At 68.5% G+C, this 20,376-nt stretch carries 17 protein-coding genes and 3 pseudogenes; 5 read left to right on the top strand and 15 right to left on the bottom strand.

Going from position 1 to position 20,376, the window contains the following annotated elements:
• Nucleotides 1-107: 107 nt before the first annotated feature.
• The 3 genes and pseudogenes from QFZ76_RS51450 to QFZ76_RS51445 form a co-directional block, all read right to left on the bottom strand.
• Nucleotides 108-335 (bottom strand): hypothetical protein, encoded by a 228-nt coding sequence (locus QFZ76_RS51450; protein WP_307680656.1) that lies wholly within the window; start codon nt 333-335, stop codon nt 108-110.
• Nucleotides 336-387: 52 nt separating this feature from the next.
• Nucleotides 388-594 (bottom strand): annotated as a pseudogene (locus QFZ76_RS52160) (hypothetical protein); the annotation flags it as partial.
• Nucleotides 595-607: 13 nt separating this feature from the next.
• Entirely contained in the window at nt 608-730 is a 123-nt protein-coding gene (locus tag QFZ76_RS51445) for a hypothetical protein (protein WP_307680655.1), read from the bottom strand.
• A 415-nt stretch (nt 731-1,145) separates the two neighbouring features.
• On the opposite strand from QFZ76_RS51445, the gene QFZ76_RS51440 reads away from it, so the two are divergent.
• A complete protein-coding gene (locus tag QFZ76_RS51440; protein ID WP_307680654.1) occupies nt 1,146-2,066 on the top strand; it encodes a hypothetical protein in 921 nt (306 codons plus the stop codon).
• A gap of 230 nt (nt 2,067-2,296) precedes the next feature.
• On the opposite strand, the gene QFZ76_RS51435 is transcribed toward QFZ76_RS51440, so the two are convergent.
• From QFZ76_RS51435 to QFZ76_RS51395, 9 genes and pseudogenes are all read right to left on the bottom strand, one after another.
• On the bottom strand, nt 2,297-2,767 hold the full coding sequence (locus tag QFZ76_RS51435) for a GNAT family N-acetyltransferase (protein ID WP_307680653.1): 471 nt from the start codon (nt 2,765-2,767) through the stop codon (nt 2,297-2,299).
• A 212-nt stretch (nt 2,768-2,979) separates the two neighbouring features.
• Nucleotides 2,980-3,477 (bottom strand): HAD domain-containing protein, encoded by a 498-nt coding sequence (locus QFZ76_RS51430; RefSeq protein WP_307680652.1) that lies wholly within the window; start codon nt 3,475-3,477, stop codon nt 2,980-2,982.
• A complete protein-coding gene (locus QFZ76_RS51425; RefSeq protein ID WP_307680651.1) occupies nt 3,474-4,727 on the bottom strand; it encodes an IS256 family transposase in 1,254 nt (417 codons plus the stop codon). Before QFZ76_RS51425 ends, QFZ76_RS51430 begins: the two co-directional genes overlap by 4 nt.
• Nucleotides 4,728-4,867: 140 nt before the next feature.
• Complete coding sequence (locus QFZ76_RS51420; RefSeq protein WP_307680679.1) at nt 4,868-6,019, bottom strand: IS110 family transposase; 1,152 nt, start codon at nt 6,017-6,019, stop codon at nt 4,868-4,870.
• Between the two features lie 677 nt (nt 6,020-6,696).
• Nucleotides 6,697-7,113 (bottom strand): hypothetical protein, encoded by a 417-nt coding sequence (locus QFZ76_RS51415; RefSeq protein WP_307680650.1) that lies wholly within the window; start codon nt 7,111-7,113, stop codon nt 6,697-6,699.
• Nucleotides 7,114-7,161: 48 nt separating this feature from the next.
• Nucleotides 7,162-7,851: a hypothetical protein gene (locus tag QFZ76_RS51410; RefSeq protein WP_307680649.1), complete on the bottom strand. Its 690-nt coding sequence runs from the start codon at nt 7,849-7,851 to the stop codon at nt 7,162-7,164.
• A 992-nt stretch (nt 7,852-8,843) separates the two neighbouring features.
• Entirely contained in the window at nt 8,844-9,017 is a 174-nt protein-coding gene (locus tag QFZ76_RS51405; protein ID WP_307680648.1) for a hypothetical protein, read from the bottom strand.
• Between the two features lie 62 nt (nt 9,018-9,079).
• A pseudogene (locus QFZ76_RS51400) lies at nt 9,080-9,214 on the bottom strand (phosphoadenylyl-sulfate reductase); the annotation flags it as partial.
• 170 nt (nt 9,215-9,384) lie between these two features.
• Nucleotides 9,385-10,305 carry a hypothetical protein gene (locus tag QFZ76_RS51395; protein ID WP_307680647.1) on the bottom strand — a complete coding sequence of 307 codons (921 nt, stop codon included), beginning with the start codon at nt 10,303-10,305 and terminating at the stop codon, nt 9,385-9,387.
• Between the two features lie 299 nt (nt 10,306-10,604).
• Here QFZ76_RS51395 and QFZ76_RS51390 point away from each other — a divergent pair.
• The 4 genes and pseudogenes from QFZ76_RS51390 to QFZ76_RS51375 form a co-directional block, all read left to right on the top strand.
• A pseudogene (locus QFZ76_RS51390) lies at nt 10,605-10,721 on the top strand (IS5/IS1182 family transposase); the annotation flags it as partial.
• A 91-nt stretch (nt 10,722-10,812) separates the two neighbouring features.
• Entirely contained in the window at nt 10,813-11,553 is a 741-nt protein-coding gene (locus QFZ76_RS51385; RefSeq protein ID WP_307680646.1) for a hypothetical protein, read from the top strand.
• 282 nt (nt 11,554-11,835) lie between these two features.
• Nucleotides 11,836-12,708, top strand: a complete 873-nt coding sequence (locus QFZ76_RS51380; RefSeq protein ID WP_307680645.1) for a hypothetical protein — start codon at nt 11,836-11,838, stop codon at nt 12,706-12,708.
• Entirely contained in the window at nt 12,705-16,991 is a 4,287-nt protein-coding gene (locus tag QFZ76_RS51375) for a caspase family protein (RefSeq protein ID WP_307680644.1), read from the top strand. The genes QFZ76_RS51380 and QFZ76_RS51375 overlap by 4 nt, the downstream gene beginning before the upstream one ends.
• Nucleotides 16,992-17,164: 173 nt before the next feature.
• Here the strand turns inward: QFZ76_RS51375 and QFZ76_RS51370 are convergent, their stop codons facing one another.
• From QFZ76_RS51370 to QFZ76_RS51360, 3 genes are read right to left on the bottom strand one after another with little or no spacing between them, the layout of a single operon-like run.
• A complete protein-coding gene (locus QFZ76_RS51370; RefSeq protein WP_307680643.1) occupies nt 17,165-17,728 on the bottom strand; it encodes an XRE family transcriptional regulator in 564 nt (187 codons plus the stop codon).
• A 4-nt stretch (nt 17,729-17,732) separates the two neighbouring features.
• The gene (locus QFZ76_RS51365) at nt 17,733-17,945 is read right to left on the bottom strand and encodes a hypothetical protein (RefSeq protein WP_307680642.1); all 213 of its coding nucleotides are present in this window, start codon (nt 17,943-17,945) and stop codon (nt 17,733-17,735) included.
• A 4-nt stretch (nt 17,946-17,949) separates the two neighbouring features.
• On the bottom strand, nt 17,950-20,211 hold the full coding sequence (locus tag QFZ76_RS51360) for a DNA-binding transcriptional regulator (protein WP_307680641.1): 2,262 nt from the start codon (nt 20,209-20,211) through the stop codon (nt 17,950-17,952).
• Between the last annotated feature and the right edge of the window lie 165 nt (nt 20,212-20,376).

The following is a 20,376-nucleotide window of genomic DNA, read 5'->3' as shown; positions in this document are numbered from 1 at the left end:
CGACGGCCGCCATCGCCTCAACGGAGGCAGCCCTGGGCTCGAACATCTGCGACGCCTTACCCCACGCGTGGGAGCTCGCAGACTCGGGCTGGCGACTTGTACGCGGGTCAGTCGAATACACCTGTCACGACCGGCGTGCCGGGCACGATGGAGAGTTCTTGGTGCACTTGGGGATCGAGTGCGGTCCACGCCACTCGTGTGGCCAACTCCTCGGCGAGTACTACCGGGTCGGGGCCGAGCGCGACGGCCACGCCTGCGTTGGGGTGGCCTACGTTCCAGCCCCATCCGGAGTAGAGCGGGACGAGTTCGCGGCGGCCTGCCGCCAACTTCGCCATCGCGAGTCTGTGTCCCACCGAGCGGAAGTGGTCCAGCAGGGCGTGTGCCCAGCCCCTTGCGTCGGTGGTCCGGCTGTACTGCGATGAGGGCGATTCGGCGGGTGATCTCTTCTTCGGACACCCGCACTCCCGGAAGGGTGAGGCCGATGCCAGCTCCTGCAACCACACCGAGGACGTGACCGTTGGCCTGCGCCACCAGACCTGCAGCGAACCGGTTTGCGGGTGCAGCCCAGGTAGAGGCCCAGTACTTCCGGGTCATCCTGCGCGATCACTCAGTGCAGCAGAGGTATGACCTCGGCGATGTCAGCGTGCGTCAACGGGCGCAGGACCGGGTCGGTTTTCGGCGCCGCGGACTGGGCGCGGTGTTCGGCTCGGCGGCGTGATGCTCTTCCCATGGGGGTGATCGTCCCATGGGTGCTCGTCTTCGCTGCCGTGGCCGATGGCTACTTCGGCGCGCTGGAGGTGACTGCAGCTGGGCATAGTGAACGCACAACCTTTTAACTCAGGCGCAGGGGCCCCGCCGAGACATCGGCGGGGCCCCTGTCTTGTGCGTATGGGTCAGGCGTGGACTGGTTCATCAGGTCCCGTGTTGTGCCGTCTCGTTGGCCTGCTGTGCCGCTATGGTTCTGGGCTGCGGCAGGATGCGCACGCCGCGAGCCTGCGTCCGGTACCCCGCACCGGTCATGCACCAGGCGAAGGACACCGGAGCCGACTCGGTTTCAGGGACGGTCCCGCACCGTATTTTCGCCCATGCCCGCGCGTCATCGACTCTGCGGGGCAGCGGGGGCCCTGGAGCGGAGATCGATCCTCATGACCAAGTCTGGTGCGAGCGGCCCCAAGGCCCGCGCCCGCAAGGCACAGCAGGCCGCTGGCGTGCGCTACACCCAGGTCCGCCGCACGGCCTCGCCCTCCCGCAACGGGCGCACGGTGCAGTTTTTGCTGGAGGACCGATACGAGCTCGGCACGCTCGCAGTGCAGATCGCGGCCGCGTGGGCGCGGCGGGGAATGCGGGTATTGCTGGTGCACGAGTACAAGCCGTACGGGATCGATATGGCGCTGTACTCCCGCCGTGCCCGGGACCGCGAGGCCGCCGAGCAGCGGCAGCAGGCCTGGCCCGGGCACCGCAGCACCCTGCTTCGGACGGTCGGAACCAGCCGGGATCACAGTGGGCTGCTGGTCGAACAGCACACTCCCTGGTCGACTCCGCCCGCCGACCCGAAGCTCCTGACGCGTGACGACAACCCGCTCCGGGACGCACTCGAGTTGGGACGCCGCCACTTCGACACCGTGGTCCTCATGGGCCGCCCGACCTGGCCGCAGCGCGAGCTCGTGGACCACTTCGTCGTGCTCGCCGCCAGCAACGGCGCACCAGCTACTGAGACCCTCACCCACGGCGCGGTACCGGAAGAACGCCAAGAACATCCGCTCACCCCCGCGCAGAGTGCCGCGCTGCTGCGCGAGCGGCACCTCAACTTCCTCTACCACCGCCCGTCGGCATTCCTGGGGATGATCACCGGAGGCCGTGAACTGCCGGCTACCGAGCCCGACTTTGTCTACGCGGTCGAAGCCAACATGGCTGCCGCCGGCATCCCGCTCCTGGGCCACGTCCATGTCGGCGACCACGACCTGGTCACACACACCCGCCGCACCGGCCATGCAGAGCTGGTCGCTGCCTCCCCACTCGACCCCGGCGTCGAACAGGCCGCGAAGAACATCACAGACCGCTGGTAAGACACATTTCGAGAGTGGCGGTCTTGCCTGTGTCAGCCCGGGCCTGGAGGACGAGTTTCTGCCCGTCATGAAGGCTGCAACAGCGTCACGGTGTTCATGGGTGGGGGTCAACGTGGGCACCGTGCACGTCTCTATTCATCCGGGTGTTGGGCTGTGTGCTCTGGCCGTATAAGGGCCTCGACCGGAGCGTGACAGGCGGCACTGACACGGCGGGGAAGCGATTGCGGGTCTCAGATTTCCCGCTCCAGGACCGGCCGAGGGCGGCGGCCTGGCGGGGGCGGCCGGTAGCCCGGCGGCGAGGAGAGGTGCTCACACCCTCCGCCGTACTCGGGGAACGCGACGCCCATCTCCTTCTCCATCGCCGGGAAGAACTGCTTAGCCTCCGGGGACTGACCGGTGGTCTGCCAGGTATAGCCGGGCCCGTCGCTCAGCGCCCGGCGGATCAGCCGACGGCCGAGTCCTTGGCCCTGGTGCTCGATCGTGATGGAGATCTTGTTGATGCTCCCGACGCGGCAGGCATCGCACACCATCCACACCAGCATCCCGATGTCGTACCCCTCGCGGTCGAACATGCGGATGCGTCGATGCCCGGCCAGACGCCGCGGCGGCCAGTACAGGAACCGGACCTCCTGGCCGCGGGTGGCCAACAAGATCCACCGCCACCGCAGCGGCGAGAGGTACTCAGGTACGGGCGGTGTCACCGGCTGCTCCTCCTCGGATGCCTCCCGGGCCTGATCGTCCGGGGCTGGGGACACCCCCAGGGTGCCGCACCCGCCCCGCTCGCCGACAGGACGCGCAGCGCCAGGTCACCACGGGCGGCGCCGGGCACCGGCATGTAGGCGGCTTCGGCGCTGTGCTGTAGGGCGCAGAACCTGGAGTAACTGTCAAATCCTGTGGATCATCGCGGAGAATCTCAAGCCAGCTGTAGCCATTCATCGAGGACTGCGAAGTCCTGGTCGGTGAGGCCGCGGGACGACGCGACGCAATGGAGGATCGCCTGGGCAGGGTGGTGGGTGGATACCCAGTCTCGGTCGGCGTCGGTGATCTCGTCGTCGACCCAGGCGAACGGGCGTCCGTCCGCCCACGCCACGAGGGTTCGGGTCTTCCAGTGGAGCCCGAACCACTGGTCTTCGCGTTCGTGGGCGGCTGAGGGCTCTGGCCAGTTCACGACCGGCAGCTGCGGCAGGCCGAGTCGCGGTGCCAGCTCGATATTGGCCTCTTCTTCCCAGGTGGTGGCCCAGACCAGGTCGCACGGCAGCGCCGCGAGCCGCGGCCCGATCTGCGGGTCGAGCCGCGCCAGGTGCGAGTTGGATGCGGTGACCGCGAGATCGCGCTGCGGGTCGTCACCGAACGGCAGGAGCGGCCCGTCGACGTCCAGGAAGAGCAGTGGACGGTTCCCGTGCCTGGTCATGCTGCGCTCACCTCGGGACGCTCGACGAGGTAGCCGTTGTGGAATGTGGCGCTGTTGCGGACGAGGGCGACGAGGTGGGGTGCGGTGATCGCGCGCCAGCGGGCCTGGGCGGACTCGGTGAGCTTGAACACCATGGCCAGGGCCGCTGCGGGGCTGCCGGCTCCGCGGGTGACCCGGGTCCTCAACTTGACGGTGCTGAAGGTGGATTCGATCGGATTCGTCGTTCTGAGGTGGACCCAGTGTTCGGCGGGGAAGTCGTAGAACGCCAGGAGTTCATCGGTCTCGTCGGTGACCTTCTTCACCGCCTTGGGCCACTTCGCGCCGTAGGCGCGATCGAAGTCCTTGACGGCCTTCTCGGCGTGGTCGCGGTCTTCGGCGTTGTAGATCTCCTGCAATGCCTTCTTCGCTCCGGGCTGGGCCGACTTCGGCAGGGCGTTGACCACGTTCCGGGTTTTGTGAACCCAGCACCTTTGGTGCCTGGCCTGCGGAAACACCTCCGTGAGAGCCCGCCACAGGCCCATCGCGCCGTCACCGACCACGAGCTCGGGGGCCCGCATGCCGCGCCGCCGGCAGTCACGTAGCAGGTCGGCCCAGGACTCGGTGGACTCGCGCAGTCCTTCGGCGAGCGCGATGAGCTCCTTGCGGCCGTCGGTGCGCACTCCCATGAGGACCAGGACGCAGGAGCGGGCCTGGCCGAGGCGGATCTTGGGGTGGACGCCGTCGGCCCACACGTAGACGTAGTCGGATTCCGACAGGTCGCGGGCTTGGAAGGCGGCGTGGTCATCGCTCCATTGCTTGGTCAGCCGGGTCACGGTGGCCGGCGAGAGCCCGGCCGGGCTGCCGAGGAACTGCTCCATGGCGGGCACGAAGTCGCCGGAGGACAGTCCGTGCAGGTAGAGCAGGGGAAGGACCTCGCTGATCTTCGGGGACTTCCGGCACCAGGGGGCCAGGATCTTCGACGAGAACCGCTCGCGCTCGCCCGTGGCGGTGTCGACGCGCTTGTCGTTCACGCGAGGCGCCTTGACCGGGACCGGGCCTGCGGCCGTGGTCACGGTGCGCTCGCGGTGGTGGCCGTTGCGGACCACCAGCCGGCGACCGGCTTCGTCACGCTGGTCGGCCAACTCGGCTATGTACTGGTTGACTTCGGCCTCCAGGGCTGCGGCGAGCATCCGCCGGGCGCCCTCGCGGACGATGTCGTCCATCAGGAAGCCGGTCTCGGTGGTTCCGTCGTTGTTGACTACGCTGAGCACGGGCGTGCCTTCCCCGACCCGCGCGCCAACGCGGGCCTACTCGATGACCAGAAGTCGATCACTCGGGAAGGTACGCCCTCCGCGTTCCGCGAGGCACCCTTCCCGAGGCCGATCCACAGACATCCGAGCTTGCTAAGAAGTCAAGCCGCGAGCGTCACCGGTGGCGTGGACGTGGCGGGAAACGCCTTGCCGGGATCGAAGCTCTGCCCGGTTTGCAGGCAGTGGTGGAGGCATCCCAGGAAGCGGTTGAAGACGTTGCGCATGGCGGCGGTGTGCCGGTCGCCGAGGTCCCGTCGTCGGTCGTATTCGGCCTTGACCTGTGGGGAGGGCAATGCGCCGAAGATCCATACGTAGCCTGCGGCGGCCAGGCGCTGGTTCTTCACTCGGCGGTGGCGCACGAGGTGGCTCTTGCCGCTGGCGATGGTGACCGGCACCGAGCCGGCATACGCCTTCAGGGCGCGGGCGTCGGCGAAGCGGGTGCGGTCGTCACCGATCTCGGCCAGGACGCGTGCGCCGGTGAGCGGCCCGATCCCGGGGAAGCTACCCAGGATTTCGGCGTCCGGATGCGTGGCGAACGCCTCGGCCGCAGCTTCGGCGAGGTCGTCGGCCGCCCGGCAGGCGGCATCCAACTGGGCGACGAGCGCAAGGGTTTGGCGCCCCTGCCGTCCGGATCTGCGCAGGGCGGCCCGCAACTGGGCACGGGTCAAGCGGGCGGCGGTGTGCGGGTCGGGTGCCGCGGCGAGGACCGCGCGTGCTTCCCGGGAGTCCAGGCCCACGCCGCGGACGGCGAACGCCGCGAGGGCGGCCGGGTAGTACTGCTTGAGGTGCGAGCGCAGCTGGTTGTTGAGCTGGGCGCGGTTCCACACCGTGTCCTGCTGGGCGCGGGCGAGGACGGCGATGGCCCGGACCAGTTCGGAGTCGGCGGGCAGCGGCCGGTGCACGTCGGCGTCGGTCCGCAGGATGTTGGCCAGCGTCATCGCGTCGGCGTGGTCGGACTTCGCGCGGGCACTGCGGTGCCGCTCGCGGTAGCGGGCCACCGCCATCGGGTTGATCGAGTACACCTTGCGGCCGGTGGTGCGCAGGCAGGCGAACAACAGCCCGCGGGCGGTCTCCACCGCGACCGGTATCGGGTCTTCAGCGCAGTCGCCGGCTTCTGCGAGCAGGGAAAGCAGCTGGCGGAAACCGTCCGCGTCGTCTTTGATGCGCTGCTTGGCGACCAGCTTTCCCGTCTCGTCGACCAGCGCCACGTCGTGGTGGTCTTCCGTCCAGTCGATCCCGCACGTGATCGTCAACTTCAAGCTCCCTACTGTTCGTACTCGTCCTGGTGTGAGCCTGCGCAGGGCGCGCCGCGACCTAATAGGAGGGCTCGGTGGCCCGACATCCGATGAGCAGTTCGCAGCCCCAGCTCCCCGCACGGTCCCCGGTCTCTGGAAGGAGCTCGGCGGCTCGCGTAGTGAGGGAGAGGTGGCCGTACGGACGGCTCAGGTCACGATCATGACGTCATCGTGGAGTTGCGCGACGTACTCCGGCAGATGCACGGTGACGGGGCCCTCTGCCTGTGGAGAGGAGTCCAGCTCCAGGTCTTGAGTAGGGGTCACCCGTCACCGTGCACTGCTATTAGGGGTCACCCGTCACCGTGCACTGCTATTAGGTCTTGAGCATTGCTCCAGAACCTGTAACCATGCGTCACAACCCATGGAGCGCGTCGACCGCTGAACGGTGAAGTGGTAATCGGTCACCACAACAGCAACTACATCCAGACCTCCAGGTCGCGGCCGTACATGAGCAGCTGCGACGCGATCGCGCTGACCCGGATCGCTGCTGTACAGCCAGCGGTCCGCGCGGTGTGACCTGGACGGCGTATTTCGGCGGGATGGCAGCCGTTGAGCGTGGGTATAGTGCAGTCACAACCTTTTACTCAGGCACAGGGGCCCCGCCGATACGTCGGCGGGGCCCCTGTATTTGTGCGTCAGGCCACCTGCAGGTTGGGGCGTCCCTCAGCGGGAGGTACCGAGGCGTAGGAGGGCAGCTTGAGGTTGGGCAGGTCGCCGGCCTTGATGCTGGCGATGGCCTGCCGGAACGCGTTCTCCATGTCCTGCGAGCTGGCGTACTTGGCCGCGAGGGGATGCAGGCGGTAGGAGTTGCCCTTGCCGCCGTCCTCGTTCTTCGGGCGCAGCACGATGTTGAGGTCGCACAGCGGGGCCATGAGGTTGCTGACGGCCTGCGGGGTGACGCTGTACTCCCGGGCCATGTCCTTCTGCTTTATGGGCAGGTGGCCGCCGAAGTCGGAGCGGTAGAGCAGGTAGTTGAGGAACTTCACCGAGGATCCGGAGATCGGGAGTGCCCAGATGCGCTCGGATACGACCGGGGACAGGACCTCAGCCATCGGTATCCCTTCCTCGTCGACGACAGCGGGACAGTTGGTGGACGTGTATCACCCGGTGCGCTTCCCTCTGTTGTGGTACCCCTGTTGGGTGAACTCGAGGTCCAGCTCTTCCTGGTGCACGTCGGGTCCGATGGCGTTGGGGAAGGCCTCCGGATCGCGATCGTGCTGGGCGGCGATCTGATCGAGGACGGTGTGCTGGGCGGTGCTGTTGCCGTGGAACCACAGTTTCACGTTCAGCTGGATCAAGCCGTTTCCGGCCTGTTCCACCCACTTGTAGCCGACCAGGGCCCGGACTGCGCGGTTCACCGTGGAACGGGTGATCCGCTTCCCGCCCTTCTTGACGGCGAGCTTGTTCAGGCCGTCGGTGATCTCCTGTTGGGTGTACGCAGCGATGCCGGTACCGCGCTCTTGGCCGCCGGCAACGTACAGGAACACGCACAGCTGGGACTTGGTGATGCTGTTGGCGACGGCCAGTTGCGCCAACAACTGGGTGAACCAGTTGGAGGCGAGGCTGTAGCCGGCGTCGCCGGCCATGTCGTGCACGGCTCGGTGGTCGGGCTCGTACTCGAAGGTGACGTTCTTGAGCTTGCGACGGTCGCGGGGGTCGGCGCTCGCGTTGGCCTGGCCTAGCTGCTCACCCAGCACCTGCAGGAGGTCGTCGAAGCCGACGTCCTCGGACGTTGCGTCGGGGACAGCTCGGGGGCGCGGGCTTCGGGGTGTTGGCGGATCAGATGTCACAGGACCTCCTTGTTACTCAGGCGCTCCAGAGACTAGCCCAAAAATCAACCAGGGCTTGTCTTTTGGTGCCGAGGCGCGCCGAAGAGTCCACCGAAGCCGCTTCCTGTCGCATGGCTGCCCCAGAAATCAACTCTGCGTTGAGATTCAGTGCCGCCTGGCCCCTCCAATCAAGTGGTGCTTGATTTCCTGTGTCGCGATGGCGGCACATTCGCCGCTCCGTGGACCTCCGCGGTAGCCCCTTCGGCAGTCTCGGTGCACCGCCCTGACCTGCGACGTCCCCTGCCGCAGGTCGGGCTTCCAAGAATCAACTGCCGCTTGATTTTCAAGGTCAAACGTGCGCGCCACGTTGACATTTCGAGGTCGCAAATGTGCCCCGCAGAACACCATGGATCCCATAAAAGTGCAGGTCAGAGACCTGTAGATGCGGCGTCCTCTTACTAAAGAGCAACTAGTCAATGACCCGCTACCTCAGTTGCTGCCCTCGACGGGACAGTCAGCACAAAAAATTTCATACAACCTGAAGAAGTCTTAAAACACCCATCACTGACTGAAACCACCGAAAGTCAGCCACGATGGCGGTGCACATGGGCAATCAGGAACGGAGGCCACCTGCACCACCCCTAACCTCAGCCACGCCATCTGTCTTTCAGACCGTCACCACCGTGTTGCCGAGGACGGACAAGAACTGCACACTGCGTCGGTCGACCGCAGCGCGCCTGGCAACGACGGTGTAGACGTCCCCGGTGTAGGAGTCCATCGCCTCGCATGCATCGCCCGGGCCTTCTCTGATGCGATGAAAGGGGCGAGGCCTCCGGCTCCTGCTGGGTGCGCAGGATGCTCGGCTCACGCAGAAGTCCGAACTCGGGGAGGCCCTCGATGCCTTCACCGTACGACGGTGTGCAGTACGGGGCCGAGGTTCACCTGGCCCACCCCTTGGGGGTGAAGGCATTTGCCTACCGCTGGGACCGCTGACTCACCCTGGGCACCCCAGCTCATCGGGTGACGATCGGCATTACTAGAGCGACCAGCACCGCCACACCCGTCAGCCCCACGAGCAGCGGCTCGCGGCAGGACGGATGGCGGTGCGCCAGGTAGACAAGGCCGCCGAAAATGATGCCGCCGATCAGGGCGAGCAGCAGGACGACGAGTAGGGCGAGCGTCGACATGGAGAGGGTTCCCTTCGGGTTCAGGCATGCGTGTTCCAAGCGCTTCAACACCCGGTGGGTGCAGGAGCGCAGCCTCCGAAGGTGTAGCTGTGCCTCAGCAGCGGGTTGGTGAGGACGCCGTGTTCGGCGACGTACGCGTCCACGTCGTCCTGCCTCCAGCGGCCGGTCAAGGAGACCTTGCCCTTCTGCCGCTTCTCTGGCGAAGCGCCCCTTCAAGTCTCTGAGCTGCGCTTTTCTCCCGGTCGGTGCCGGTGGAAGGGCTGCGCCGGAGGCGGGCCGCGCCACCCGCCCATGGGCGACGGCGTCACGCGCGGGCGGGCGCGGGCCACCGAGGCCCGGGGCAGGCGAGGCAGGTGGGGCAGGTGGGTCAGAGCGAGGCCGGGCCGCCGTTCCGTTGGGCAGTACGGCGGGCCTGCTCGGCGGCCAGGCGTTTGGCCTTGCGCCGGACCCGCTCGCCGAATGCCTCCGGGTCGGCAGCCTCGGCGTACGCGGCGGCCTCCGTCCAGGAGGTCCCCTCGCCCTCTGCATACGCGAACACGACCTGCCGCTCATCCGGCGACAGTGCCCGCAGGACGCGGTTGAGCCGCTCATCGGCGAACACCCCGCCCAACGTCCGCGCCAGCAGGTCGACATCGGCAGCGACCAGGTCGTACAGCGACAGCCCGTCGCCCAAGCTCGCGTCCAGGGACAACACCCGACCGTGCCGAGTCCCTCGCCGCCAGAGGGGTGTCAGGGCCCTGTGCAGGCCGCGGGCCTCGGCTCGCAGAGCCCCGACCGCCGCGTCAGACAGGTGTCCGGTGAACACCAGCGGATCGGCCCAACTGCCCAGCAGCGCCGTCGACACCGCCTCCGCCCACTGATCACCCCGCGGCACGGCCAGGACCTTCGCGGCGAGCTCGTCCACGAGCGCCCGCTCCGTGCCGCCGGGCTCCGGATCGATCACTCCGCTGATCCGGCCCCGCAGATACAGCGACCGACCCAAATCCGACTCGGGACAGCGCTCGTGGTCGACGCGACGGGCCGGAGGGCGATCGGCCAGGCGCACGCCGTCCTCGACGGAGAGCGCGACGACCACGGCGACCGTGCGCTGCCGTTCGGCACCGTCCGTGACGAGCTCGTAGTGCGGCGCGACAAAGTCCTTCTGGAACGCGGCGGGCCAGCAGGAGAGTGCGGCGTACTCGGCACGATCCGCTGTGAGGGGGTGGTAAAGCTCCGCGACACGGTCTTTCGGGAACGTGGTGGGCCAGCAGCGCAGTTCAGCTGAGTCGTCGTCGTGCTGTTGGTTCACGGGGTGCTCCTTCGTCGAGATGGGCGAACACCTCTCGGTCCCGGGCACCGGGGCTACCGGCAAAGAATCTTGCTCGCCCGCCTGTGGACCCCGTCCGAGCCCGCGTGAGAACCTCCGGAGCCTGGGACAGACGATGCTTATGGCTGGCTATGCCCGATCTCGTCTCTGCTGAACATAGCGCCGGGTTGCGCGACCCAGTGGGGAATCTGCCCAACCACAGCCCCCGTCGCGAAGTATCGAGGTCAGTCCGAGGGGCGCGGGGACGCAGTGAACTTGTACCTGGTCGACCCCTTCGTGCCGTCGTACGTGGCGTTGCCCGTCTGAAGTCCTGGCGGATCTTCCGCAGAGCGCGATGCAGCCCAAATCAAATGACGTCAATCGCCGCAGCCGTCCTCACCCTGGAGCTGCAACGCTGAAAGACCTCCCTGTCAATCGGTCCGTCCCACGTCGGGGTGCACTTTGGCAAGAACCCGGTTGCGAGAGAGCTGGTGGCAGATACTGACGGCCATGGCGATGGGTGTGGGGTTGGAGCCGAAGGAACTGAAGGCAGCCCTGGAGGGTGTGATGCCTTGGCTGACGCCCACAGGTCTTGCGGTGGAGGCGTTGGAGAAACTGGACCGACCGCTGCTGGCCTGGATGCAGGATCCCAAGCTCCACATGTTCGACTCGGCCGCGCACTACGCCGAGTACGCAGACGAGCCAGGCGGCCTGTCCCGGCTGGAGCGGAAGATTGCGAAGCTGCCACCGCGCCCGGAATGGGAGATGGAACGGGTGTGGTCGCCGGACGAGGAAACCGACGAGGCGTACGACGCGGCCTATGACAAGGCGTGCATAACGATCGGCGGCCGTCGACTGCATCCACGCGATCTTGATGCTTACACCGTCATCGCCTACGAACTCGCCGACCTCGCTGACCAGGACGAGGAGTTCGACCCCAACGACGTGGAAAGCGAAGACGATCTAGTCCGCGGTGACCTGGAGGCCGCGCTGGCCTGGGCCGCCGCCGGCGTCTGCGTCCTGCAGCAGTCGCTCCCCTACCCCTTCCGCGACGTCCTGCCGTACGGCCCCATCGACAACCGTCCCGCTCACCGCCTCGTGTACGCCTACGCGAACCTCCTGCAGTTGAAGCACCCTCGCAAGGCCGCCGCCTGGTTCACAGCGATGGTCTACTTCAGCCCGCTGGACAACATGGGCGCCCGCTTCCTCGCCCCGGGAGGGCCGTCAAGCTTCTTGCCGTTCGGAATCTGACTCCCACATGGAACCGGTGGTCCCGGCGCGGGCGGACCCCCAACGCTCTCCGGGCCGAGGTGGACGGCGTGCTCCGCATTCGGGTGCACGGGGTGCCGGGCTAGGCGGCGGGGCATGAACGGGATCGCAGCGAGCGCACGCCTGCTACCGGGCACTGTCCGGACGGCGTGGTTTGGCCGGGCTGCCTTGCGGGTGGAGTTTGCAGATCGTGATGTTCCGTTCCCTTTCTGCCCCTAAAGTGCTGACCACGGCAGGCCGGGGGCGAGCACGGGGGCATGGGGCATGGCGCGCGTTGTTGGGGTGCATGGCATCGGCAAGCAGCTGCTGGGTGAGGAGACGCTGCGGCAGCAGTGGTTACCGGCGTTGAACGACGGGCTGAAGCGTGCCGGCGCGACGGAGCGGCTGGCGGACGCCGATGTGGCGATGGCGTTCTACGGGGATGTGTTCCGCCCGGAGGGCGAGTATCTGGCGGTGGGCGACCCGCCGTACACGTCGCAGGACGTGGAGGCCGGCTTCGAGTCGGAGCTGCTGCTGTCCTGGTGGCAGGCCGCGGCCGCCAGTGACCCGGGGGTCGTTCCGCCCGGTGCTGAGGACACGCTGGCGGGAACTCCGCGGTCGGTGCAGGCCGGGTTGCGGGCGTTGTCGGGGTCGCGGTTTTTTGCCGGGGTCGCGTTGCGGGCGATGGTCTCTGATCTGAAGCAGGTCCACCGCTACCTCCTTGATCCGCAGCTACGGGTGCGGGCCCGCGGCCGGGTGGCCGATCAGATCAGCGATGACACGCGGGTTGTTGTCGCTCACTCCCTTGGTTCGGTCGTGGCGTATGAGGCGTTGTGTGCGCGGCCCGGGCACGGGGTGCGGGCACTGGTCACGATCGGCTCGCCACTGGGGATTCCGCATCTGATCCTGCACCGTCTGCAGCCGGCACCGATCCAGCTGGGCGGGCAGCCGCGTGGGGTGTGGCCGGGCAGGGAGCGGCTGGTGTGGACGAACCTTGCCGAGGACGGTGACGTGGTGGCGTTGGTGAAGGACCTTCGGCCGGCGTTCGGGCCGCACGTGCGCTGCGCGCGGGTGCACAATGGCTCGCACGCCCATGATGCGGCCGCGTATCTGACGGACCGATTGTGCGGGCAGACGGTCAAGGACGGCCTGGCATGACCACCACCGAGACTCCCGGGCAGCTGGAGAGTGAGGGTCCGCGCCGCTTCCTGATCGCCACCGCCATCTCCCGCTACCCGAAGTGTCCTGCCTGGGACCGGCCCGGCCTGGTGCAGGCCCGCGAGGCTGTCATCGAGCTGTTCACCGGCCAGCTGGGATACCGCCACCAGACGGCGCTCGGCCTGGACCCCACCCGCGGGCAGCTCACCGACCAGCTGCGGGCGTTTTGCAAGTCTGCTGACCGGCGTGAGGACGACTTGGTCGCGGTGTATGTGTCCGGGCACGGGGAGGTCCTCGAGGACGGGGGCGACCATGTGTTGTACACCTCCGACACCGATCCCGCCGACACCGCCTACACCAGCCTGCCGACCGTGGAGCTGGCGCGGGCGATGCTGCGCGACACACCGGTGCGACGGCTGCTGCTGATGCTGGATACCTGCTACTCCGGGCAGGGCGGCAACGAGATGACCGGGGCCGCCCTGAACCGCATCAACCAGCAGTGGCGCAACGCGACCGGCTCAGGCTTGGTGATCATCTCCTCGGCGCAGTCCCACGAGCAGGCCAAAGCCGGGACGTTTCCCCAGCTGTTCACCGATGCGGTGAGCAGCTGGGCCACGGCCGGACACGGGCCGCGGACGCTGTCGGTGTCCACGCTGGTCGAGCACATGAACAACAGCCCCGAGCGGCCTGGTCACCAGCGCATCAACCTCACGTTGGTCGGCCTGAGCGGTGAACCACCCGCCTTCCTTACCAACCCCCGCCGCGACAGCGGTCTGACCGGTGTGGATCTGGCGATCCAGCACGCGGCGGAGTTCGATGCGCAGGCCAAACGACGCGACACCGAGCTCACCACCCGCCTGCTGATGCGGGCCATGGGCTCCAGCGATCCCCGCCTGCGCAACTGGTGGTTCAGCGGACGCCAACGGGTGCTTGCCGACCTGGCCGCATGGCTGCGCGAGCCACGCCCGAACGGCAGCAGTATCTGCCGGGTGGTCACCGCCGGGCCGGGCTCGGGCAAGACGGCCGTGCTCGGGATGATCGCCGTTCTGTCCCATCCCGAACACCGCCTCACCGTCCCCACCCGCGCCCTGAACCTGTCCGCGAGCCTGATGCCGGACGAGGGCAGCGTGGACGTCGCCATCTACGCACAGAGCCTGACCAACACCGAAGTCCTGGCCGGCCTGGCCGCCGCAGCCGACCTGAGGGTGAACACGGTGGGCGAATTCCTCCAAGCCCTCGCAGCACAAAAGCGCCCGCGGCCCTTCACCGCCCTGATCGACGCACTCGACGAAGCCGCCACCCCCGACAGCCTCTGCTCACAGATCGTGCGACCACTGATCCAGTACGGAAGCGGGCAGGTCCGTCTGCTGCTCGGCACCCGCCCCTATCTCCTGGACTGCCTCGGCCTGACCGCCGCCACGCCTGCCTACCGTGAGCAGGTCATCGACCTCGACGACCCCCGCTACGCCGACCCCAGGGCCCTGCAGATCTACACCATCCGCAACCTCCTGGACGCCCAGCCCAACTCCCCCTACCGACACAGCCCCGCCGCCCTTAGACCAGTGGCCCAGGCGGTAAGTGAAGCAGCCGGCAACTCCTTCCTCGTCGCCCGCATCACCGCCGGCACCCTCGCCGCCGCCGACACCGTCGTCGACGACCCCGACGACCCCCACTGGCGCGCTACTCTGCCCCGCCATGCCGGGGCGGCCATGCGCAACGACCTCACCCGTCGCCTCGGCAACGATGCGCAACGGGTCACAGACCTCCTGCGGCCGCTGGCCTTCGCCCTTGGTCAGGGCCTGCCCTGGGAAGACATCTGGGCCCCGCTGGCCTCCGAAATTTCCGGCCGCCACTACACCAACGCCGATTTGATGTGGTTGCGCCGCAACGCCGGCGCCTACGTCATCGAAGCCACCGAAGCCGACCGCTCCGCCTACCGCCTCTACCACCAGGCCCTCGTCGAGCACCTCCGCGACGGCATTGACGCCGCCCACGTCCACGCCGCCTACATGAGCGTCCTCATCCAGGCCGTTCCCTATCGTGCCGACGGCACCCGCGACTGGTCACGCGCCCACCCCTACACCCTCAACTACCTGGCATTTCATGCCGCCATGGCCGGGCGCCTGGACGAACTCCTCGACCACGACGGCTACCTCGTCCACGCCGTTCCCCGTAGCCTGACCCCCCACCTGCATCGGGCGCGCAGCCAAACCGCCCGCCAGATCGCCGCCATCTACCGCTCCAGCCTGCCGCTACTCCTGAAAGCCACCCCGGACTCGCGTCGCCAGATTCTCGCCACAGATGCCGCCGGTTTTGGAGCAACCACCCTGCACCAACGCCTCATCCACAGCATGCCCTCCGGCGTCTGGGCACCACGCTGGGCCATCGGCGGGGTCTCCCACCCAGCCCTCCGCGACACCATCATCGGCCACACCGCTGCAGTGCGCGCGGTGGCCTGCACGGTCCTCAACGGCACACCCGTCACGGTCACCGGCAGCAACGACGGCACGGTGCGGGTGTGGGACCTGGCCGCGGGCCGGCAGATCGGCGGATCCCTCACTGGACACACCGGCACGGTGTGCGTGGTGGCCTGCACCGTTTTCGACGGCACGCCCGTCGCCGTTACCGGCAGTTGGGACGGCACGGTGCGGGTGTGGGACCTGGCCGCGGGCCAGCAGATCGGCGAACCCCTCACCGGCCACACCGCCGAGGTGTACGCGGTGGCCTGCACGGCCCTCAACGGCACGCCCGTCGCCGTCACCGGCAGCCGGGACGGCACAGTGCGGATGTGGGACCTGGCCGCGGGCCGGCAGGTCGGCGTACACGTCACCGGCCATACCGCCCAGGTGTGTGCATTGGCGTGCACGGTCCTCGACGGCACGCCCGTCGCCGTCACCGGCAGCCACGACGGCACGGTGCGGGTGTGGGACCTGGCCGCGGGCCGGCAGATCGGCGAACCCCTCACCGGCCACACCGCCGAGGTGTGTGCGGTGGCCTGCACCGTTCTCGACGGCACACCCGTTGCCGTCACCGGCACCTACGACGGCACGGTGCGGGTGTGGGACCTGGCCGCGGGCCGGCAGATTGGCGAACTCCTCACCGGCCACACCGGCACGGTGAATGCGGTGGCCTGCACCGTTCTCGACGGCACGCCCGTTGCCGTCACCGGCAGCCACGACGGCACGGTGCGGGTGTGGGACCTGGCCGCAGGGCGGCAGATTGGCGAACTCCTCACCGGCCACACCGGCACGGTGAATGCGGTGGCCTGCACCGTTCTCGACGGCACGCCCGTCGCCGTCACCGGCAGCCGGGACAACACCGTAAGACTGTGGGACCTGACCATCGGCAGCTGGGGCACGATCACCGGTGAGCCCCTCCCCGGCCACACCAGCGAGGTGTGTGCGGTGGCCTGCACCGTTCTCGACGGCACACCCGTTGCCGTCACCGGCAGCCACGACGGCACGGCGCGGGTGTGGGACCTGGCCGCAGGGCGGCAGATCGGCGAACCCCTCACCGACCACATCGCCACGGTGTACGCGGTGGCCTGCACGGCCCTCAACGGCACGCCCGTCGCCGTCACCGGCAGCCACGACGGCACGGCGCGGGTGTGGGACCTGGCCGCGGGCCAGCAGATCGGCGAACCCCTCACCGGCCACACCGATACGGTGAATGCGGTGGCCTGCACCGTTCTCGACGGCACGCCCGTCGCCGTCACCGGCAGCCACGACGGCACGGCGCGGGTGTGGGACCTGGCCGCGGGCCAGCAGATCGGCGAACCCCTCACCGGCCACACCGCTGCAGTGCATGCGGTGGCCTGCACGGCCCTCAACGGCACGCCCGTCGCCGTCACCGGCAGCCACGACGGCACGGTGCGGGTGTGGGACCTGGCCGCGGGGCGGCAGATCGGCGGACCCCTCACTGGCCACACCGGCACGGTGTACGCGGTGGCCTGCACCGTTTTCGACGGCACGCCCGTCGCCATCACCGGCAGCCGGGACGGCACGGTGCGGGTGTGGGACCTGGCCGCGGGCCGGCAGATCGGCGAACCCCTCACCGGCCACACCGATACGGTGAATGCGGTGGCCTGCACCGTTCTCGACGGCACGCCCGTCGCCGTCACCGGCAGCCAGGACGGCACAGTGCGGATGTGGGACTTGATAACCGGCCACAGCGACGTCCAGGTTCACCACCTGCCGTCTCACGATCTCGCCGTTGCCTGGGCAACTGACCACTCACTAATCGTCGCTACGGCTTCGCGCCTAGTGCTTTACAAGCGTCGGTAGGGTTCGACCGGGTCAGCCAAGTCTGCCGACCCGACCCCGGAACCCGCCAAGCCCTCGTCGACCAGTCCGGCGTCCCACCGTGGTGGTCCTCCCCATGATGCCGTCCGGGACGTTGAAGACTGTGACAGCTATCGCGCTTTGGTTCAGGAAATTCGGTGAAAGAAATGCTTTCCCTATTTCAGGTCGAAGTCGATGTAGTCGATGTCGTTGAGTGCGACATCTGAGAGTCCCATAGCGCGGCTTCCGCCGTCCTGGAAATAGATGTCTTTAAATCCTTCGGCGATAATCTCACGCATCTGCTGGTCGCTTGCTCCTGCGTCGCGGGCGTCGAAGAGGGCCTGCGCGTACGTCGCCGGGAGATGGACCGTCAGGCGGCGGAAGCGGCCGTCGTCGGTGGTGCCGACCGGCGCGGTGTAGCCGAACCGGGCCCTCGTCTCCACTGTGATCCCGCCCGTGGTCGCGGCATGGATGCGGCGGCGCTTGCGCACCCCGGGCTGCCACCGCTGCCGAGTGGCACTGTCGATCTTCGCGGCGATGTCCTTCGGCGGGTGCTTCCGCGCCCCGCGTCGGTAGCGGTTCACGGAGTCGGCGGTGACGCCGATCTCCGCAGCGACGGCCTTCGCGCTGCCCAACTGCCGCATCAGGAAGCCGATCTGGCCCTTGAGGGTCTTGGGCGGCTCCTGGGTGAAGGTTTCCTGCTCGGCACGCCTGATGGCGTCGTCGATCTCTCCTGCCACGGGTTCAGCTCCCTTCCGGGGTCGGGTCCTGGCCATCGGGGTCAACGAGCCGGAACCAGATCTCGCGTGTCTCACGCAGGTCGTGCCGCCACAGTTCGGCGCGTGAGGAGTCGCGGCGCGTTCGGATGGCGAGCTGCAGGGCCTCCATGCGGTCCAGTGCCCGTTCGCGTTCGGCCTCGGCTTCGAGCCTTGATGCGCCGGTGTCGAGATCGGTCACGGTCTTACTCGCCCTCGTCCATGACGGCGTCGTGACCGCCGCCCTTGATGTGGCGGGCGGGGTTGTAGCCCTGCTCGATCAGGTCGACCGCCCAGGCCATCTCCTGGACGCCCTCCAGCTTGCAGAAGCCGGGGTTCGCGCCGATCCGGAACGAGCCGTACACCGGGGTGCCGTCGCCGTTGCGTGGCAGGAAGTCCAGCGGGGACGGGCCGCTGCTGGCGTAGACGACGCAGTCCGAAAGCACCGCCAGGGGGTACAGGCCGGTCATGGCGGCGAGCCTGGCCATCTTGCGGTGCATGTTGACCCGCGCCTTGGCGATGACCAGGGCCCGGATGAGCGCGTTCCAGGTGGGGCGTTCGAGTGCGGGCCAGCGCTCCCCGTCCTTGTAGTGCCGGCCCTGGGGGCGCTCGCGGAGCTTGCCGATGCCCCCCTTGACCGTCGCCTTGACGGCCGACAGGACCATGGCGCCCTGCCGGTGCCGGCTCGTCAGAGCGGCCAGCTCCGCGTCGTCGGCGGCCGCCAGGCGGGCCGCGTCCCCGCGGGGGCCGGCCAGCTCACGCAGTGCCGCACGCAGGCCTTCGATGTTGTCCTCGTCGGCTGCCGCGCACGTCTTGTGCAGGGCCATCGCCTCCAGGAACACCGCCGGGTCGGCGTCCTTGTCGACGGGAATGCCCATCTCGGCCGTGGTGGTGAGGTAGGCGTCCTTGAGCCGGTCGTGCCACGGATCGAGGTACGCACCCGTCTCCTCGCGCACGTACGCCTCGATCGGGCGGATCTCGTGGCCGAGCTCTTCTGCGTACGCCAGGGTCGGCGTCGCGTACCAGGCCGGGCCCTGCGGTCGTTGCCCGTTGGAGGTGAACGGGCTCGGCAGGCGCGGGTCCAGCTCGATGTGGGAGAGGTCCACCAGCCACACGCCGGGGATCTTCTTGTCGAAGGCCGGCGCGGTGACGTGCACGGGCTCGGACAGGCCGACCGTCAGGCGGGCGGCGGCCGCGAGGAAGGCGGTGTTGATGTCGATGCCGACCGCCCACGGCAGCAGGCATTCCTCGTCCGACAGCAGGTTCGGGTCGCGCACCCACTGGTAGGCCTCCTCGTCGAGGAAGCCGCCCTCCCAGCCCTGGGCCACCGGGTGCTCGGGCGGGGCCTCCGGCGGGGCCGGGTCCATCGGCCGGGTGAGCGCGCCCGGGTTCGGGCCGGAGACCCACTCACCGCTCGCGTCGTCCTTGACCGGGCGGGTCGGTGGCCGCAGTGCGGTCATCAGCTCAAGTCCCGTCACCGCGGTGGAGCCGCGCGGGGTGAGCACGCGTGTGGCGAACACCCCGAGGACGCGGGCGAGGTCAGCGGGGTGCAGGGCGGCAGCGTCGCCCCACGCGCGGGTGTCCAGCGCGTCCCACGGCAGGATCGCCAGCTGCACGCACTGCCGCTGGCCCTTCTGCGCCGGACGGTAGATCCGCGGCCACGGGCCGAAGCCGCGCTGCGTCAACTTCCATTTCGCCTTGGCGACTTGCTTGACGACCGGGTGGTCCTCCGCCAGGCGCAGGCCCCGGCGGTCCTCCAGGTGCGCGGGCAGTCCGAACCGGGCCGCGGCCGACTCGGTGAGCACGATCAGCGGGTCGGAGTCCTTGCCGTGCCGGTGCAGGCGTGCGGCGCCGATCCCGGACTCCTTCAATACCCAGTCCACCAGCTGCGGGATGGTCGATGCCGGGCATTCCAGCAGGACGCCGCCCAGGCAGTACGCGGTGCCGTCGCCTTCCAGGACCGCCAGTGGCCCGTTCGGAAAGCGCGGATCGACCGCAGGGGCGGCCGCCTTGGGCTTGGCCGCAGGACGCGACGTCGACGCCGGGCGGGTGGGGCCGGCCGGGCGGGAAGGGGTGGAAGTGGAGCGCACCGGGGGCGAGTTGGTCTCAGGGCGCGTCACAGGTGCAGGGATGCCGGCCTGGCCTGAAGCCGCAGAAGGCGTGTCCGCAGCGGCTGCCGGTCCGGTGAAGGTCTGCGGCACCGGTGCGGACTGGTCCGGATACTGAACCGCCCATCCCTCCAGCAGCCGCAGATACGCCTGGCGGCGCGGGGCGCGCGGGTCGGACCGCCCGCCTTCCCAGTTCTTCACCGACTGCTTCGTGGTCCTCAGTACCTGCGCGAGCCGGGCCTGACTGACACCGGCCGCCTCACGGAGCCGGACCCGCTCTGCTGGTGGTGGCAACTCCGGTTCACCCACGAGCAGTTCGTCCACCCGTGCGAACAGCTCTTCCTCCGTCGGCTTCTCCATAAAGCCAACGTATCAGATTTAACCCTGGATGTTCTCAGTTCTTTAACCATGGATTTGCGATTGATGCTAGGCTGTCCCGGTCGGCCGCGTGAGCGGCCGCACCCGGAGAGTCAGGAGGGTCCGGTGGCGGGAGGGGTCGTCGCGTTGGCCGTGCTGCGTGCGCGT

The organism is Streptomyces sp. V4I2 (assembly GCF_030817655.1).
Classification (GTDB): Bacteria; Actinomycetota; Actinomycetes; order Streptomycetales; family Streptomycetaceae; genus Streptomyces; species Streptomyces plumbiresistens.
Note: the sequence above shows the minus strand (reverse complement) of the source record. Positions and strands in the feature narration are given on the sequence as shown.

Coding starts and splice junctions, on each gene's coding strand:
- QFZ76_RS51450 (WP_307680656.1), bottom strand. CDS start 335: ATGGCGAAGTTGGCGGCAGGCCGCCGCGAACTCGTCCCGCTCTACTCC.
- QFZ76_RS51445 (WP_307680655.1), bottom strand. CDS start 730: ATGGGAAGAGCATCACGCCGCCGAGCCGAACACCGCGCCCAGTCCGCG.
- QFZ76_RS51440 (WP_307680654.1), top strand. CDS start 1,146: ATGACCAAGTCTGGTGCGAGCGGCCCCAAGGCCCGCGCCCGCAAGGCA.
- QFZ76_RS51430 (WP_307680652.1), bottom strand. CDS start 3,477: ATGACCAGGCACGGGAACCGTCCACTGCTCTTCCTGGACGTCGACGGG.
- QFZ76_RS51415 (WP_307680650.1), bottom strand. CDS start 7,113: ATGGCTGAGGTCCTGTCCCCGGTCGTATCCGAGCGCATCTGGGCACTC.
- QFZ76_RS51405 (WP_307680648.1), bottom strand. CDS start 9,017: ATGTCGACGCTCGCCCTACTCGTCGTCCTGCTGCTCGCCCTGATCGGC.
- QFZ76_RS51385 (WP_307680646.1), top strand. CDS start 10,813: ATGGCGATGGGTGTGGGGTTGGAGCCGAAGGAACTGAAGGCAGCCCTG.
- QFZ76_RS51380 (WP_307680645.1), top strand. CDS start 11,836: ATGGCGCGCGTTGTTGGGGTGCATGGCATCGGCAAGCAGCTGCTGGGT.
- QFZ76_RS51375 (WP_307680644.1), top strand. CDS start 12,705: ATGACCACCACCGAGACTCCCGGGCAGCTGGAGAGTGAGGGTCCGCGC.
- QFZ76_RS51360 (WP_307680641.1), bottom strand. CDS start 20,211: ATGGAGAAGCCGACGGAGGAAGAGCTGTTCGCACGGGTGGACGAACTG.